This window comes from Candidatus Nitrosopumilus koreensis AR1 (assembly GCF_000299365.1).
Taxonomy (GTDB): domain Archaea; phylum Thermoproteota; class Nitrososphaeria; order Nitrososphaerales; family Nitrosopumilaceae; genus Nitrosopumilus; species Nitrosopumilus koreensis.
The window spans coordinates 1,366,116-1,384,055 of the sequence record NC_018655.1 but is presented as its reverse complement, the minus strand read 5'-3'; the positions used below and the strand labels follow the sequence as shown (position 1 = coordinate 1,384,055).

Annotated in this window: 17 protein-coding genes; 7 read left to right on the top strand and 10 right to left on the bottom strand. The window is 36.5% G+C overall.

Going from position 1 to position 17,940, the window contains the following annotated elements; genetic code table 11:
- Positions 1 to 122 precede the first annotated feature (122 nt).
- From NKOR_RS08275 to NKOR_RS08255, 5 genes are all read left to right on the top strand, one after another.
- Positions 123 to 2,504 (top strand): thrombospondin type 3 repeat-containing protein, encoded by a 2,382-nt coding sequence (locus NKOR_RS08275; RefSeq protein ID WP_014963901.1) that lies wholly within the window; start codon positions 123 to 125, stop codon positions 2,502 to 2,504.
- Positions 2,505 to 2,515: 11 nt separating this feature from the next.
- Positions 2,516 to 4,684, top strand: coding sequence for a thrombospondin type 3 repeat-containing protein (locus NKOR_RS08270; protein ID WP_016939836.1), 2,169 nt, complete (start codon positions 2,516 to 2,518; stop codon positions 4,682 to 4,684).
- An 81-nt stretch (positions 4,685 to 4,765) separates the two neighbouring features.
- Positions 4,766 to 6,934: a thrombospondin type 3 repeat-containing protein gene (locus tag NKOR_RS08265; RefSeq protein WP_016939835.1), complete on the top strand. Its 2,169-nt coding sequence runs from the start codon at positions 4,766 to 4,768 to the stop codon at positions 6,932 to 6,934.
- Between the two features lie 41 nt (positions 6,935 to 6,975).
- On the top strand, positions 6,976 to 7,938 hold the full coding sequence (gene dusB / locus NKOR_RS08260; protein ID WP_014963898.1) for a tRNA dihydrouridine synthase DusB: 963 nt from the start codon (positions 6,976 to 6,978) through the stop codon (positions 7,936 to 7,938).
- A 140-nt stretch (positions 7,939 to 8,078) separates the two neighbouring features.
- Positions 8,079 to 8,318 carry an Lrp/AsnC family transcriptional regulator gene (locus NKOR_RS08255; RefSeq protein WP_014963897.1) on the top strand — a complete coding sequence of 80 codons (240 nt, stop codon included), beginning with the start codon at positions 8,079 to 8,081 and terminating at the stop codon, positions 8,316 to 8,318.
- Positions 8,319 to 8,455: 137 nt separating this feature from the next.
- Here the strand turns inward: NKOR_RS08255 and NKOR_RS08250 are convergent, their stop codons facing one another.
- A complete protein-coding gene (locus NKOR_RS08250) occupies positions 8,456 to 8,797 on the bottom strand; it encodes a P-II family nitrogen regulator (RefSeq protein ID WP_016939488.1) in 342 nt (113 codons plus the stop codon).
- A 119-nt stretch (positions 8,798 to 8,916) separates the two neighbouring features.
- Between NKOR_RS08250 and NKOR_RS10115 the strand changes: the two genes are divergently transcribed.
- Complete coding sequence (locus NKOR_RS10115; RefSeq protein WP_016939487.1) at positions 8,917 to 9,093, top strand: hypothetical protein; 177 nt, start codon at positions 8,917 to 8,919, stop codon at positions 9,091 to 9,093.
- A 97-nt stretch (positions 9,094 to 9,190) separates the two neighbouring features.
- Entirely contained in the window at positions 9,191 to 9,874 is a 684-nt protein-coding gene (locus NKOR_RS08245) for a hypothetical protein (RefSeq protein ID WP_014963895.1), read from the top strand.
- Here the strand turns inward: NKOR_RS08245 and NKOR_RS08240 are convergent.
- From NKOR_RS08240 to NKOR_RS08200, 9 genes are all read right to left on the bottom strand, one after another.
- Entirely contained in the window at positions 9,864 to 10,448 is a 585-nt protein-coding gene (locus tag NKOR_RS08240; protein ID WP_014963894.1) for a hypothetical protein, read from the bottom strand. The two genes, NKOR_RS08245 and NKOR_RS08240, sit on opposite strands and share 11 nt — an antisense overlap.
- A 71-nt stretch (positions 10,449 to 10,519) precedes the next feature.
- Complete coding sequence (locus NKOR_RS08235) at positions 10,520 to 10,741, bottom strand: hypothetical protein (RefSeq protein WP_014963893.1); 222 nt, start codon at positions 10,739 to 10,741, stop codon at positions 10,520 to 10,522.
- Positions 10,742 to 10,760: 19 nt separating this feature from the next.
- Positions 10,761 to 11,324 carry a TATA-box-binding protein gene (locus NKOR_RS08230; protein ID WP_014963892.1) on the bottom strand — a complete coding sequence of 188 codons (564 nt, stop codon included), beginning with the start codon at positions 11,322 to 11,324 and terminating at the stop codon, positions 10,761 to 10,763.
- A 66-nt stretch (positions 11,325 to 11,390) separates the two neighbouring features.
- Positions 11,391 to 11,831 (bottom strand): ASCH domain-containing protein, encoded by a 441-nt coding sequence (locus NKOR_RS08225; protein ID WP_014963891.1) that lies wholly within the window; start codon positions 11,829 to 11,831, stop codon positions 11,391 to 11,393.
- Positions 11,832 to 11,850: 19 nt separating this feature from the next.
- The gene (locus tag NKOR_RS08220) at positions 11,851 to 13,392 is read right to left on the bottom strand and encodes a pyridoxal-phosphate dependent enzyme (protein WP_014963890.1); all 1,542 of its coding nucleotides are present in this window, start codon (positions 13,390 to 13,392) and stop codon (positions 11,851 to 11,853) included.
- 66 nt (positions 13,393 to 13,458) lie between these two features.
- Positions 13,459 to 15,021: a vWA domain-containing protein gene (locus tag NKOR_RS08215; RefSeq protein ID WP_014963889.1), complete on the bottom strand. Its 1,563-nt coding sequence runs from the start codon at positions 15,019 to 15,021 to the stop codon at positions 13,459 to 13,461.
- Complete coding sequence (locus tag NKOR_RS08210) at positions 15,022 to 15,816, bottom strand: AAA family ATPase (protein WP_014963888.1); 795 nt, start codon at positions 15,814 to 15,816, stop codon at positions 15,022 to 15,024.
- A 40-nt stretch (positions 15,817 to 15,856) separates the two neighbouring features.
- The gene (locus tag NKOR_RS08205) at positions 15,857 to 17,314 is read right to left on the bottom strand and encodes an NAD(P)/FAD-dependent oxidoreductase (RefSeq protein WP_014963887.1); all 1,458 of its coding nucleotides are present in this window, start codon (positions 17,312 to 17,314) and stop codon (positions 15,857 to 15,859) included.
- 192 nt (positions 17,315 to 17,506) lie between these two features.
- Positions 17,507 to 17,932 carry an RNA-binding domain-containing protein gene (locus tag NKOR_RS08200; RefSeq protein WP_014963886.1) on the bottom strand — a complete coding sequence of 142 codons (426 nt, stop codon included), beginning with the start codon at positions 17,930 to 17,932 and terminating at the stop codon, positions 17,507 to 17,509.
- Between the last annotated feature and the right edge of the window lie 8 nt (positions 17,933 to 17,940).

The window sequence follows — 17,940 nt, the reverse complement described above, 5'->3', positions numbered from 1 at the left end:
TTTGATATTTTTAGCCAAATTTAGAGTGAGGTTTAATAACTGGATCCTCAGGAATATTTTAGGCATTGAAGAAAATACATACTTTACCATTTCTATTGTTATTATTAACGACTTTAACCAGCATGCCCATCAATCCTGCATTTGCAGTAGAAGGTGATTTGGACAATGATGGTGTTGATGACGCTGTAGATGCGTGTCCAAATTTACGTGAAGATTATCAAAGCACTATAGATGGATGTCCATCAAACTTTGTTCCATGGTATGATGAAGACTATGATGGAATAGAAGATCATATTGATCAATGCCCAAGTCTTAAAGAACGATACAACGGCTTCCAAGATGAAGACGGTTGTCCTGATATCTCTCCTCAAGGTGGAAAAGGAGGATTGCCTGATTCTGATGGGGATGGCTTTGTAGATACTGTAGACTTGTGTCCAACACAGCCTGAAACATTTAATGGCGTTTTAGATAGAGACGGTTGTCCTGACACTTTTGGTTCTGGAGACCGTGATAGAGACGGTGTTCCTGACTCAATTGATGCATGTCCATTAAGTCCAGAGACTTACAATAGATTCCAAGATGAAGACGGTTGTCCTGATTCTGTTACTGACTCTGCTTTTGTAGATACTGATAATGATGGAATCCAAGATTCAAGAGACTTGTGTCCAACAGAACCTGAAGTGTTTAATGATTATAGAGACACTGATGGCTGTCCTGATGTTGCATTAGATTCATCCTTTATTGACACTGATGGTGATGGCATTGCAAACCAATTTGATATTTGTCCTACTGATCCTGAAACTTTCAATAGATTTGCTGACTATGACGGTTGTCCTGATTCCATCCCATCTTTTACTGGTTCCCTAAATGATGCAGATGGTGATAGAATAATGGACATTGATGATGCATGTCCCTTAGAACCTGAACGTTACAACGGCTTCCAAGATGAAGACGGTTGTCCTGATATTCCTCCTTATTCAAGTGATAGTGATTCTGATCTTGATGGTATTCCAAATAGTATTGATCAATGTCCCAATGCCAAAGAAACTTACAATAAATTCCAAGACCTAGACGGTTGTCCTGACTTTGTTGCAGATAACAAAGGAGCATCTGACTCTGATGGTGATGGAATAATTGATAACATTGATTTGTGTCCAAACCAACCAGAAATTTTTAATGGCTTCCAAGATAGAGATGGATGTCCTGACACTTATGGTTCTGGAGACCGTGATAGAGACGGAATTATCGATTCTCTTGATGAATGTCCTACTGCCAAAGAAACTTACAATAAATTCCAAGACCTAGACGGCTGTCCTGATTCTACATCTGGATTGTCTGCATTAGATTTTGATGGTGATGGAATTACTGATTTGAACGATAAATGTCCACTTGAACCTGAAACTGTAAATGGATATCAAGACGCTGACGGCTGTCCCGATATTGCAGTTTTAGATTCTGATGGTGATGGTATTAGAGATGAATTAGATCAGTGTCCTTCAACTGCAGAAACTTGGAATAGATATAATGATGAAGACGGTTGCCCAGATAACCCATCTGAGGCAGACTCTGACTATGATGGAATACTTGATTCAGTTGATGAGTGTCCATTGGAAAGAGAAAGATACAACGGCTTCCAAGATGAAGACGGTTGCCCCGATTATCCTGACTTTATTACCAGTTTAGATACTGACTTTGATGGAATAATAGATTCCCTTGATGAATGTCCATTAAGTCCAGAAACTTACAATAAATTCCAAGACCTAGACGGCTGTCCTGATTCTGTATCTGACAACAAAGGTCTACCAGATTCAGACCATGATGGAATTAATGATTACAATGATCATTGTCCAAACCAACCTGAAACCTATAATGGAATTCTTGATCGTGACGGTTGCCCAGATAATTACATTCTAAGTCATGATAGAGACAGAGATGGAATTCCTGATGCAATAGATGCATGTCCAACTGCAAAAGAAACTTGGAATAAATTCCAAGATGATGATGGCTGCCCAGACACTATATCTGAGTCATTTGTAGTTGATTCAGACAATGATGGAATTAATGATATTGATGATGAATGTCCATTAGTTGCAGAAAATTATAATGGCTTCCAAGATGATGATGGCTGCCCAGACACTGATAATACTCAACCTGATTCTGATGGCGATGGTGTTCCTGATGTAATGGATATGTGTCCAACACAAAGTGAAACTTGGAATAGATATGTTGACTATGACGGTTGCCCAGACATTCTTCCACTTGGAAATATGATAGTTGATAATGATAAAGATGGAATAAGTGATGATGTTGATTTATGTCCAAACCTCAAAGAATCATGGAACAAATACAATGACGAAGATGGCTGTCCAGACATTGCACCTGAACAATCAAGATACAAACATGATGCTGATCTAGATGACATTATCAATGAATATGATTTATGTCCACTTGAACCAGAGGACTATGACGGTGACTTAGACACTGATGGATGTCCTGACCCTTAGGTGTTCATAAAATGAAACAACACTATCTTTTAGGATTTTTACTTTTACTCACCCTATCCATAGGAATGTCTCCCAGTATCTATGCAAACGAAACAATTGATACTGATGGTGACGGTGTACCAAACGATATTGATCAATGTCCTAATCTCTTAGAAGACTATGATCCTCAGTATGGTAACAATATTGATGGTTGTCCTGCAGACTTTGTTCCTTGGTATGATGCTGATTATGATGGTGTTCAAGACCACGTTGACAATTGTCCAACTGTAAAAGAAACCTACAACAGATTCCAAGATGAAGACGGTTGTCCTGATTTGTCCCCTGACGGTGCAAAAGGGGTTGCTGATTCTGATGGTGATGGTTTTCCTGATTATCTAGACTTGTGTCCAAACCGACCTGAAACATTTAATGGAATTGATGATACTGACGGTTGTCCTGATGATGATCGTTCTGTAATTGACAGTGATCAAGACGGAATATCTGACAGCAAAGATGCATGTCCGCTAGAACCTGAAACCTATAATAGATTCCAAGACACTGACGGCTGTCCTGATGTAATTGATGGTGTTCCCTCAACTTACACATTCCCAGATGCTGATGGTGATGGAATTGAAGACAGATGGGATTCATGTATTTTTGAGCCAGAAAACTATAACAATAATCTAGATTGGGACGGTTGCCCAGACATTCCTGGAATAACAAATCCTGAAGCTCCTGATGCTGATTTTGATGGTATTCCTGATGCCGTAGATGAATGTCCACTAGAACGTGAAAATTACAACAAATTCCAAGATGAAGACGGTTGTCCTGATGTTTTACAATTACAAATTACTGGTGATGCTGATGGTGATGGATTATTAGATCATAATGATGCTTGTCCTTTCAGTCCTGAAACTTACAACAAATTCCAAGATGAAGACGGCTGTCCTGACTATGTTGCAGATAACAAATCTTCCTTTGATACTGATGGTGATGGGATAATTGACAATGTAGACTTGTGTCCAACACAACCTGAAACATACAACGGCTTCCAAGATGAAGACGGTTGTCCTGATGATTCCTTATACAAACTTGATACTGATAGAGATGGAATTTTTGATATTGTAGATGATTGTCCATATCAACCTGAAACTTATAATAAATTCCAAGACTGGGATGGTTGCCCAGACTCTGTAGATGCTGTAGATTCCACTTACACATTCCCAGACACTGACGGTGATGGAATCGAAGACAGATGGGATTCGTGTATCTTTGAGCCAGAAAACTTTAATGGATTTTTAGATGAAGACGGTTGTCCTGAAGTTGTAGGTACAACTGCTGGTGATGTGATTGATACTGATTATGATGGAATTCCAGATCATTTAGATGAATGCCCTGCAATTGCTGAACGTTACAACGGCTTCCAAGATGAAGACGGTTGTCCTGATAGTATTCTTTACAAAACAATAGGTGACTTTGATGGTGATGGTATATTTGATGATGTAGATCAATGTCCTACTGCAAAAGAAACCTACAACAGATTCCAAGACTCTGACGGTTGTCCTGACTATATTGCAGACAACAAACTCTCAGCTGACACTGACGGTGATGGAATTATTGATTACTTAGACTTGTGTCCAAATCAACCTGAAACCTACAATGGATTCCAAGACACTGACGGTTGTCCAGATAATTCTTCCTCTACTCTTGATTCAGATATGGATGGTATTTTGGATGCCTTTGATGATTGTCCACTAGAGCCTGAAACCTACAATAAATTCCAAGACACTGACGGTTGTCCTGACTCTGTAGATGCTGTAGATTCCACTTACACATTCCCAGATACTGACGGTGATGGAATCGAAGACAGATGGGATGCATGTATTTTTGAGCCAGAAAACTACAACAATAACCTAGACTGGGATGGATGCCCTGATATAACAGGAGCAGAATCCACTACTCCAACTTATGCTGATTCCGACGGTGATGGTTATCCTGATGCCGTTGACTCTTGTCCAACAAGTCCTGAGACATGGAACAAATATCTAGACTATGATGGCTGCCCAGATACTGCTCCAGAACAACAAAGATTTGTTCATGATGATGATCTAGATGATATCATTAATGATGAAGACTTGTGTCCTCTAGATCCTGAAGACTATGATGGTGACAGAGATGAAGACGGTTGTCCTGATCCATAAACTCGATTCTATAGTAGTTTGAAAGAATCTATTTAACGTGAAACTTAATAAATACTTGATAATAGCGGAGTCAGGGAAATAATGAAACAACACTATCTTTTAGGATTTTTACTTTTACTCACCCTATCCATAGGAATGTCTCCCAGTATCTATGCAAATCAAGCAATTGATACTGATGGTGACGGTGTCCCAAACAGTGAAGATTTTTGTCCTAATCTTCTAGAAGACTATGATCCTCAATATGGTGACAATATTGACGGTTGTCCTGCAGACTTTGTTCCTTGGTATGATGCTGATTATGACGGTATACAAGACCATGTTGATAACTGTCCAACTGTAAAAGAAACTTACAACAAGTTCCAAGATGAAGACGGCTGTCCTGATTTGTCCCCTGACGGTGCAAAAGGAGTTGCTGATTCTGATGGTGATGGTTATCCTGATTATCTAGACTTGTGTCCAAACCGACCTGAAACATTTAATGGAATTGATGATACTGACGGTTGTCCTGATGATGAATTAAATTTACTAGACCGTGATCAAGACGGAATATCTGACAGCAAAGATGCATGTCCGCTAGAACCTGAAACCTATAATAGATTCCAAGACACTGACGGCTGTCCTGATGTAATTGATGGTGTTCCCTCAACTTACACATTCCCAGATGCTGATGGTGATGGAATAGATGATAGATGGGATCAGTGTCTAAATGAGCCTGAAAATCACAACGGATTCCAAGATAGAGATGGATGTATAGATATTCCAGGTGTTGACTCTGATGGTTTTATTGATTCTGATTATGACAGTATTGGTGATGATGTTGATGCATGTCCACTAGAACGTGAAAATTTCAATAAATTCCAAGATGAAGACGGTTGCCCTGATGTTTTAGAATTATCAATTAGTGGAGACACTGATGGTGATGGAATACTAAATTCATTTGATGACTGTCCATATCAACCTGAAACATATAACAAGTTCCAAGACTCTGATGGCTGCCCAGATACTTTATTTGATAACAAATATTCTTCTGATTCTGATGGTGATGGAATAGTTGATAACATTGATTTGTGTCCAAATCAACCTGAAACCTTCAATGGATTCAAAGACACTGACGGTTGTCCAGATAATTTCTCTTCTACTCTTGATTCAGATAGAGATGGCATTTTAGATATCTCTGATGATTGTCCTACACAACCTGAAACTTACAATGGATTCAAAGACACTGACGGTTGTCCAGATTCTATAGATTCTATAATCTCAACTTACACATTCCCAGACACTGATGGTGATGGAATCGAAGATAGATGGGACTCCTGTATTTCTTTGAAAGAAAACTTTAATGGATTTTTAGATGATGACGGTTGTCCAGATACTCCTGGATTCTCAAAATCTGCATTACTTGACACTGACTATGATGGAATTCCAGATGAACGCGATATGTGTCCTACAATTGGTGAACGATATAACGGATTCCAAGATGATGACGGTTGCCCAGACACTATTGCATATGATTCAACTGCAGATGCCGATTTTGATGGAATAATTGATAGCGTTGATCAGTGTCCTTATAGTAAAGAAACTTACAATAGATTCCAAGACACTGACGGTTGCCCTGATTCTCTTGTAGATGGTTATTCTACTCATGATTCTGATGGTGATGGAATAGTTGATAACATTGATTTGTGTCCAAATCAACCTGAAACCTTCAATGGATTCAAAGACACTGACGGTTGCCCAGATAATTTCTCTTCTACTCTTGATTCAGATAGAGATGGCATTTTAGATATCTCTGATGATTGTCCTACACAACCTGAAACTTACAATGGATTCCAAGACACTGACGGTTGTCCAGATTCTATAGGAACTGTAACTTCTTCATACTCTTTCCCAGACGCTGATGGTGATGGAATAGATGATAGATGGGATTCATGTATTGATGAGCAAGAGAACTTTAATGGATACTTGGACTGGGACGGTTGCCCTGATGTATTGGCAGCAGCATCCACTACTCCTACAAGATATGATTCTGATGGTGATGGATTTTATGATGGAATTGACTCTTGTCCAACAAGTCCTGAGACCTGGAACAAATACAATGATCATGACGGTTGCCCAGATACTGCTCCAGAACAACAAAGATTTGTTCATGATGATGATCTAGATGATATCATTAATGATGAAGACTTGTGTCCTCTAGATCCTGAAGACTATGATGGTGATAGAGATGAAGACGGCTGTCCTGACTACTAATTTTTAAAATAGTAAATATATTCAAATTATTCAGTCTGTTTATGCTTCCCAAATTTTCAAGTAGGGCCTTTTTAGCTCCTATGGCAGGTGTAAGTGATCCTGCATTAAGACTACAATGCAAGAGAATGGGTGCTGGACTAGTTGTAACTGAATTTACTAATATTCATAGTATTATTGCAAAAGAAAAACAATTCAAAGAAAACATGAAAACAATTCAAGAGTTTATTGAGTTTTCCGAACAAGAACGACCCATATCTGTTCAATTATTTGGATCTGATCTTGTTGCATTAGAAAAAGCAGCAACAATAGTGGAACCTTATTTTGATATTATTGATTATAACATGGGGTGTCCTGCACCACACATTACACAACAAATGGCAGGTGGTGCACTTTTACAAGAAACAAATCTGACACAACAAATTTTTCAAACTCTTGTCAGTGCTGTAAAAAAACCTGTAACACTAAAAATTCGTTCTGGCGTAACAGATGCAAGTAAATTTCTTTTTCGAGAAATTGCTGGAATTGCAGAAGATGAAGGAATTAAAATGATAACTCTTCATCCTAGGACTGTTAGTCAAGGATATTCTGGAAATGCAGATTGGCAATTAATCAAGGAACTAAAAGAAATATCTGGCATACCTATAGTTGGAAATGGTGATATTTCCACCCCTGAGGATGCCAAAACAATGCTTGATGAAACAAATTGTGACTATGTCATGATTGGACGTGGTGCTATGGGTAATCCTTTCTTGTTTGAACAAATCAATGACTATCTAAAGACAAATTCTTACAAAGAATACTCTTTCAAAGATAGGTTAGACTCTTTTTTTGATTACTTGCATCTTACCATCCAATACAAAATCAAATTCTCCAACATTAAAAGTCAGGCAATGCGATTCACAAAAGGAATGCGTGGAGGTTCCAAATTACGTTCTAAAATTACCTTTTCAAAAAATCTGGAAGAATTAGAAAAGATAATGAATGAGGCATATTTTATTTCTTAAATTTATTTTTTAATTTAATAATTTTCCTTACAAATGTTAATGATTTAGCATAAAATAATGTTGAATTTTTAAGTAAATCGGACTATTCTTATATATTTCAAGATGGCATTTTAGTTATGAAAATAGGAGTTGAATCATAATTGGCAACAGCTTATGTTCTCATAAACTGTGAGCTAGGTTCTGAAGAAGCTGTGATATCAGAACTAAAATCTATTGAAGGTGTTATTGAAGTCCATGGCACATTTGGTGCATATGATATTCTGGCAAAAGTTGAATCTGGTCAAGTAGAAGCATTACGAGAAACCATTACTTGGAAGATAAGAAAAATTCCGAAAATTAGATCAACACTAACTCTAATGGGAATTGAAGGACAACAATAAATCCAAAATCCTTTGCTTTTATACTTAGATTGCAATAAGACACTATCCCTTCAAAAAACATGTCCTCCAAAAGGATACCTCCTGAGAGGAGAATCTCCTCTCAGCTGATTATTACAAATTTTAATAAAATAAAATGATTAGAGGGCTTCTGAACCCGTCTTTTTAGATGCTATGTTTAGAGCACTTTCTACATTGGTGACTGTGATTATTCCATCTCCACCCTTTCCTGTATAAGCTGCATCAGCTATTGCTGAAGACACTTTCTCTACTTCTGAGTCATCTACTATTGTTACTACTGTTGCAACTTTGTTAAATTCTGCAGTGAATGAACCTGTGCCTCTTCCTGATCTCATCTGCTGTCTTTTTCCAGAACCTCTACCATTTCCCTCTACGATAGTGAATCCTCCGACAACGTCTTTTATTGCATCAGAAACTGCACCGGCCTTATCTGCTTGAACCGTTGCCTCAATTCGTTTCATTTTCATTTGTTTTTTACTATTGTTTAAAAAAGATCATATGTTTTTTTTAGGATTTTATGATACATTCTTGGTTATTTCATAATCCTCTGAGCTTTTTAGTACAGAAAAGAAGGAAAATTATGAAAAATGATGAAAAAAGATCTCATCGACTCAACTATCTTCTAAAATGTTATCTGAGTAATCCTCAAGAAGGCATTCTGTATCAAAGAGCAAAACAGATGGGGGTGTCTGACTCTACTGCAAAGGATTACATCAGAACCGTTATCATTCAAGCCCAGAAAATTTACTCAAAATAGTTCAAAATCATCCTTTTTGAGTTAAAACCGAACCTGGAAAACCCTTGCATATCTTTAGCAAGGAATTCATAAATAATCATAACGATGGAAAATATTTGTGACTGATCCGTTACTAGATGATGTAAAAGCACTTTTGGAAAAAGATTTTGGCGATGATAGAATTCTAAAACAGATTCGTCGAGCTTGTGAAAATAACGAGGTCATTAGCAATTTTGAAAGAAATTATGTTAAAAAACTATCAGAAAAACATCTTGGAAGAAAACCTGAAACTCCTACTAGTGCTGAAAAACCTGTAGTTCCAGATGTTGTATTGCCTGAAACTCCTTCTGTTCAAAAAATTCAAACAATTCAATCACCACCTAAAACCACCTCTGCATCCTCAAAGAATTCAAAATTGATGTTAGGTGTTGGAGGAATTGCTTTGGTGGTAATTATTGCAGCTGCAGTATACTTTGGTGGAATTTCTGATATGACTCCTAATGTTGTAGATACTCCAACAGAAAATGAATCATTGACAATCCAAACTGATTTTCCATCTTATAACAATAAGGACATTATCTCAATTAGTGGCGTTTCAGATACTATTGGTTCTGTAAATCTATCCATAGAAAATCAAAATGGAAAACTTGTTTGGGCAGAACAACTCTCTCTGAAAAGTAACGGACAATATTCTACGCTTGCAATTGCTGGTGGTCCGGGATGGGAGAATTCTGGTACATATACCATCAAGGTAGATAATGGCGCTGAAACAAAATCCCGTACATTTTCATTTACTGCATAATTCTTTCAAACTCTTTCCAGTGCGAATCTATAATGTCTCTTAATTTTTCTACACTGATCTCTTCCATGTATTCACGATAAACTATGAACTTGTTTTGACGATTAGATTCATCCCCGTAGATATCGCTGGTGTTTTTTGGTATTGCATTTGCTTTCCATTGATTCATCTCAAAAACCCATACTGTTGCATCCGGATTTGAAAAATCAATATCATCGCATCCTATAATGTAGAGGTAGCATTTTGCAGACTGGTTTAGTTTTTCATGTAACTTCTCATAAGCAATCATTTGGCCTTTTGCGATGTTTATCTTGTCGTTGTGAAATCCTTTGAATTCTAGAATGATAAACCCGCCCTTGTGCTCAATTAGCCAGTCAATATCGGTCCCACCTGAGGCTATCATTCCATGTACGATAAGATCACCTAAAACCTCCCTTCCGCGAGCAAACTCTGATTCATCAAAAATCTGATACTTTGCTTTTTGGCTTTTGCGAACTATTTGAGGTGTATGCTCATTGTGTACAGGCTTGTTTTTTTCATAAATGTTGTCAATCAAATCATTAGTATCATCGGCCATGAATTTTTGAATCAAAAACCTAATGATAAGAGAGTTTGTAAAATTTAGTACAGTTCTTCTATTTTTCTGGCTTATCTGCTGAAAAATTCTCCGCCTGCACCTTTGTACAAAATAAAATATTCGTCAGGATTCTTTCTTTCTTTTTTTGCATTCAATGCATCTTGATACATTTCAAAATGCTCTACAAGATACAATTGATTTCCTGGCTCTGCAAAATAGTCAATTCCAACTAAATCAAATCCTGTATCTGGAGTTAACTTTATCTTTTGTTCTTCAAAATTATTTTCAGTCAATCTTTATTTTTAAAAAAATCTATTGATCATAAATCATTAGATTTTTCTCTTCCAAGACTGAATGTAGGTTATGAACAGAACGATATACATCTGATTCTTTTTTAGCTCCAGTACATACCAATTTTCCTGATGCAAACAACAGAATTACTGTTTTTGGATCAAGCATTCTGTGAATAAGTCCTGGGAACTGTTCTGGCTCATACATGCTTCTTGGTAATGTTCTTGCAGCTTTTTCTAGATGTATTTTTCCACCTAGATTGATTGCTGCAACAATGTTTTGGACAGTAATTACTGCATCATTTTTAATTTTGATTTTACCTTTTCTTAATTTTTGAACAACAGTGTTTACAGCTTTGATTGCCATCTCTTCGGATTTAGCTCCAGTACACACCATTTTTCCAGTTCTAAAAATTAGTGTTGCAGTTCTAGGACTCTTTAGTCTAAAGACTAGTCCTGGAAATTGTTCTGGATGATATTCAGTATCTGGAAACTTTTCTGTAATTTCGTTAAGGTCAATTTTTTGATCAACTGATGCAGATGCAACAACATTTTCAACACTTACAATTGGCTTTGTTTGAGGCATAACGAGGGACTTTAAATAGGCCCTTTATATATACTAGTCAAATTTTTACGAGAAATTTGGGTTTGTTTAATGGTGCCCAATCCATTGGTACCGATACTCTTCATCAATAATATCAGTTACAATCTCCTTTTTTTTGATCCTTGTTTTGGGCAAGTCTACTTCAAACAACCCTAGTTGTCCTTTGTATGGAATTGGAATTCTAAACACTTTTGCGTTTTTTAACAAAAATCCAAAAGTTCTGTCATGAAAGTTTTTTGATGCAAAATGAAATTTTTGATCTAGTTTAACCTGTTTTTGTGAATCGTATTTTTTTACATCATACAATTCCACTTTGCCAACTATTGCACCTGTGACAAATTTTTTGTTAATTTTTAGTCTTTTGCAATCCTCTGTTCTAATTTTTAATGGTGAATGTATTAATAGTTCGCCGCGAAAATTTGTATTCCATTTTCGTAACTCAATTGTCTTTTTTCCTAAAATAATTAAATCAGCAAATGGTTGTGACACTGAGAGACATTTCACATTATTATTCTCTAGCTACTTGGATATATTCTCCAGGATTTTTACCCCTTCCTTCAGGCAAGTTTGTTATTCCCCCATTCAAACTTTGGGTAACTATTCCCTTACTGGCCAACACTTGTGCAGTCATAAGTGACGTATTTCCTGCCATACATACTAGCAATGATTTTCCTTTAGACCCTTGCAGTTCTTTGTTTAATTCTTCTGGAACTTGTTGGGTTGATAATAGATTGTTAATGGTAGATGCTTTTGGCACAGTAATCTTTGATTTATCCACACCTAATGATTTTGCAATCATCTCTATTCCTTCTTCTTTGGGTGTGTATTGTGTGTGAACCCAAATAATATTGTCATAATCTCCTGCAACAGCTGCTGCATCTTCCAATGAAACTCTCATTGGAACATCACTTTTTCCAATCATCTCAAAGTTCTTTTTGTACTTTTCAATTCCATCTGCAATAATTACTACTGCCTTTTTGATTTCTCCTTTGTATGCCATTTCTAGTGCTGCAAACAATTCCAATGCACTACTCTCACCAATGTCGTGTCCCTTGTCAACCATATACTTGAGAATTAATTTTGCATTTTCAAAATCAATCTCGTGCTCTGTATATAATTCAGGATTGTATAGTGTCAAGCCCTCTGCTTTTGATTTTGTTCTGATTCCTGCAACATCTTGGCCTAGTGGAGGAAATACTACATGAACTGCCTTTTTGTTGTATTTTTCAGACATGTACTTGCTCAAACCACCTGATGTACCACCTGTACCAAAAGAGCAAAACAATGCATAGTCTTCTAGAGAGTCGCCAAGTTCATGTAACTGCTGATCAATCTCAGGTGCAGTTACTGTATTGTGAATGTCAATGTTTAATTCATTGTCGTATTGTTTTGGACAAAACAAATCGTAAATCTCTGCAAGATATCTTGCCAAGTTAATGATATCTTGTTTTGCCAACAATGTTTCAATCTCTGCAAGATTGTTGTCAAACACTTGTGGGTCAAATCCCATCTCAGTTAATTGTGAGCGAATATTTCCTGCAGTTGCCTTTGCAGCCATCTCATCTGCTTTGTTCTCCATTCCAGGAGCTGGACAAATATCCATGTCTAAATCCATAATTTTGATATTCTCATTTCGTAGTTCTTTGAATACGCCTTCTTGCAATTTTCTTGAAACAAGTGCAACTACAGTAACACCAAGTTTTGACAATAATCCTAATGCGATTCCAAAGTTTCCCGATGTGGCCTCTATGACTACTCTCTTTCCATTACACTTTCCTTCTTTGATTGCCTCATGAATGATATGAGATGCTGCTCTTACTTTGATTGAGCCGCTAAGTAATTCTGAATCAAATTTTCCATAAATTTTGAAATCCTTGTCATCAAGGTTTAGTTTAAAGACACTTTTTGCGCACTCTTTCAAATCTTGTGTGAGATCAACTAGCGGTGTTGCATTTACGATCTTATCTCCTTCTACGTGTGGAATCTTATTCCATATCTCTTGCTCAAACTTTTCAAGCAATGCAGGATCGTAATTTTGGGTATCTGACAATTTCTAATTTAGATGATTTTTTCTCAATAAAATATCTATAGAAAATTAGTTCAGCCTATTTTCAACTCAGATGTTTAAAATTTTGATGACTTTGTTTGGAATGTCTCGCAGTCTGCTTACTGCCATAGTTTTTTCATATCCCAAGTGTCTTAGATTATTTGCAATAGTTGTTGCCCTAACCGTGTTTGGTCCTAGGCCAAGTGCTGCCATGCTAATACCTAGACCTTTGAGTGATTTTGTCATGTTTCTTACCGCATCAGGGTCTGATGGCTCTCCATCAGTTAATGTCAAAAAAATGTCTGGTCTTTTTGATTGCAAGATTGGAAACATCTTGTCGTATACTTCTGCTAGGGGAGTTGAACCGTTTGCAACAATTTGTGCCAATCTTTTTGCAGTGACATTATTCCATTTCATGTTGTCTGGTTTTATGGACCAGCATACTACTGATCTGTTCTCTGTACTAAATGCATAAACTGCAAATTTTACTTTTAGATATGCCAATACCTCGCAAAGAGCCAACGTGGCTTTTTTGTACTCTATTGCATCTGCGGAAATACTAGATGAATGATCTAACAAAATGACAATTTTGGTTTTGATTGATTTTTTTATGTCTGTAAAGAATGGTTCATTTCCTTCTATGTAATTTTCCTCATCAAATTCGTCACCTGAATTCAAATGCTGTTCTTTCCAACCTGTTTTCCATTCTTTGAATTTTGTTTTTAATCCGTTAATCAAACTCATGTCGTAGATTTTTGTTTCATCGACATTTCTTGTAGATGGTGTTTGCACTCCGATTGCTTCAGGCATCAATCCCTTGTTCTCTGTTTTCTTGTCTTCATCTAACAAAACATTGTATTCATCAATCACATTTTCTCCTCTTAGTATTGCAGACGGATCAACTGCACCAAAATCACTTTCTTTGTTTTTAGAAACTATCTTTAGAACCCTTAACAACTCTTCTTCAGATAGTGGCATTCCAGCTTTCATAAATGGTAATGACCCTGGAATTGTTAGTAGTGAATCGATTTCAAGAATATTGATAATCTCACTGACATTTTTTTCAAGCCACTTTGTATCGTGATTTTCTTCTATTGCTTTGCTGACAATTTTTTTTGCAAATGCATCTGCTTTTTTTATTCTTTCAAAATGGCTTGATTGAATCTCTCCTTTGATTGCACCAAACATAAAGTATTGATAAAATGCCTCAACTATTCTTGCTTTTCCATAAACTGTGTGTAATTGTGGTCTAGAAACCAACATGTAGGCATAATTAAAGATAATTTCATTGTCCATTCCTTTCCATACTTTCCTGCCCAACTCTTCTATCCGTCTGGTCTCCATTGTGTTTAGAATAAAACCAAATGCGTGATCATTGCTGAGAATTTTTTTGCAAAACTTTATTCTCATTGCTTCATACCATAACGAAGTTCTAAATTGTCTGTATTTTTGAAAATCATTTCCTATTCTTTTTTCTAATGGAGTCAGGATTACCTTGTTTTCATTTAGTCTTGTCTTTGTTTCAATTTTATCTGAAATCTCTACAATGATATTGTCTCTCTCAGACCACCTTCTTACCAGAAATGTGGCAATCTCTACTAGTGATTCATTTTGAAGCTTGACTGATTGCATTTAATTTCCAAACATTGAGGTAATAATGTCGCTAACTTTTTGATATTCTATATCTCCCCACTGTGTGTAGACATTTCCAAACACAAACTTTGCTGCCTCTTTTGGGGCCATTCCTCCATCTAATAATTTTGCAAATGCAATTGTTTCTCTTAAACTCGGAGAATAAAATAACTCTTCAACAGCTGCTGCTTGTCTTAGTGTATTTGCTAATTTGATTGCCTGGGTTACTTCTGAATCGTGTTCTCCTGATACGTGTTTTTTTACAATCTCTAACTCTATTTCTTCAGGTGGGTATTCCAATCTAATTCTGACTGGAAATCTGCTCAACAGTTGTGGCGGTAGCTCTTTTGTTCCGCTGTGGGTCAATGGATTAATTGTAGCAACAACAAACCAGTTTTCTTTTGCCTTTACGACTTCTCCTGTTGATTCCTTTAATGCAATTTGTCGTCTGTCATCCAATGCTTCATCTAATCTAAGTAAGACATCTGCCTCTGCAGAATTAATTTCATCCAAGTATAGCATACTTCCTTCTCTCATTGATTTTATCAAGAGTCCTTCATCAAAACTTACAGTTCCATTTGTGAGAGTTTTGGTTCCAACCAGATGACTCTCTCTTGTTCTGAGGCTAAAATTTATTGATTCTAGATTGATTCCTTTGCTTTTTGCAAAATCTCTGACCAGTGATGTTTTTCCCGTACCTTTTGGTCCTATAATCAGTACAAAGAGACCTGAATCATATGCCTTGTTGAGGATTTGAATTGAATTGTTCCAATCAAGATATTGAACTTCCTCCAAAGTACGTTTTCATTGATTTTGACAATATTTATTGTTAGATCTATTTTCCAAATGCTTCTACTTTTGCAAATGCTGCATCCATTCTTTGGTGCAGTGTTTTGTTCCATTCATCAAAACCAGATGGATCTTTTGGATAATTGTTGTAGTGTTCTACTAACCATTGGTTTTCTTTTGATGTGTATCTTAATCCGTCTGCAACTGTTTTATTCATTGCACCTCTAATTATCATTCCAATCTTTCCCAAACCTGAAAAGTCTGGATGTTCACCTTTACTGATTGATTCGACATCAAGATTTCCTAAGAAATGTTTCATGCCGTAACTGATTTGCTCATTTGTCATTTGTTGGACTAGTCTTCTAAACAATTCTAGACCTGCAGTTTTGTATCCGTACTCTTTGATAAAGTCCAAGTTGTATTGCCACAGACTTGCTTCTGATACATCATTTGCTTCTAATGCTTGTGCAACGTTGTTTCCTAAAATTGTCCCTGCAATTAATGCTGGGCCAATTCCTCCTGCATCAATTGGTTTTGGCATCCATGCAGAATCTCCAACCATCATGTACCCTCCAGAAACCATGCAATCATTTTGTCTTCTCACTGAAACTTGGAATATTCCAGAGTTGTTGTTAATGTCTTCTGGATCTTCAGAAAGTTTTGGATTTTTAATTGCCGCGTTTCTATTCAGATACTCTTTCATTAAAGATTCAACATTGTCTTTTTTGCCTAATCTCTTGTTTCTTCTTTCTAAAAGTGACTTTTCAACTCCTAAACCTATGTTGACTTTGTTTTCTGCCTTTGGAAATACCCATCCATATCCGCCTGGTGCAATATCTTGATCTAAATGGATTATACAATAATCAGGATCAAATTCTGTTAGATCTTTCTGCCCTGGCTCAAAATACATAATGTATCTTCCAGTAGATTCCAAATCACGTCTATCGATTCTTTTTTCCACCTTGGTTGAGTTTTGTAATCCATTTCTAAGCATGGATGTTACTCCTGTAGCGTCAATGACAATTTTTGCTGTTTTCTTAAATGGTTGTTTTGTTTTGTTATCTAACCCTTGAACTCCAACAACTTGTTGTCCATCATAAATTAAACCTGTAAGGTTTATCTCATATTCAAAATCAATTCCTGCTTTTTTGCACCTCTCGTTTTGAATCTCTGGGAGTTTCTGGCGATTCAACATGTATCCTGCACCATCAAATGGAATCGCAGTTTCTTTGTCTGGTGAAAATGCCATTACTCCTTTTACATCATGTTCAATTTCTGGTCTGCTCCATTGAACCTTAATTCTGTTAGCCATAAAGTCCACTGCTTCTTTTGAGCATGCGTCTCCGCAAACCCAACCTGCTAGTGATTTTCTACCTGGGAGAAATTCTGTATTTCTATCAACAACCAAAATTTTTGCATTTTGATTTGTATAGTGAGAAATAGCTTGTGCTGTGATTGTACCTGCAAGACCTCCACCTGCAACTATAACGTCGTAATCTGCCACGATAATGAGAGGTTCGTCTATCCGTATTTAAAATAATACCATGGAATTATCCAAGAAATAGTATGTTTTTGATTTATGATCGATTCAAAATTTGGGGTCGGTTCGTCGCGGCGTCTTCAAAGCTTTCGCTCAGACTGGAGCGGCTGTTATCTCCTCATTCCCAAACTGTATTGCGGGTTTATTCTATTTAATCTAGTTGGCAATTTGAAAAATTTCTGTAAACGTTTTGACAGTATCTTTTTTGTTGTAAACTGGCGTGTGAATTTTTATTTTTATTGTATCTTTTTCACTAATTGTAACATTGCCTTTTACTAACTCTTGTTTGTCTAGTCTCATGTGAAATCTTGAATCAACTGTTCTTTCTTCAATCTCATTGATTAATTCTTTAACCTGCTCATCTGGCAACATCTCTACTAATTTTTTTATAAAATTTAGAGCCTGTTTTTTGGAAATCTTTGCACCAAGTATGATGATTGGGTTATCAAAATGACCTGTAGTCTCGTTAATGGTAAAGTCCTCTTCTTTCAAATCCAGTATCTCAAAGGATTGGAAAATTTTTGAAATATCCTCAGTTGCATGAACTATGGCATCAATTGTGATCTCTATCTTGTCATTCATGATGTAAT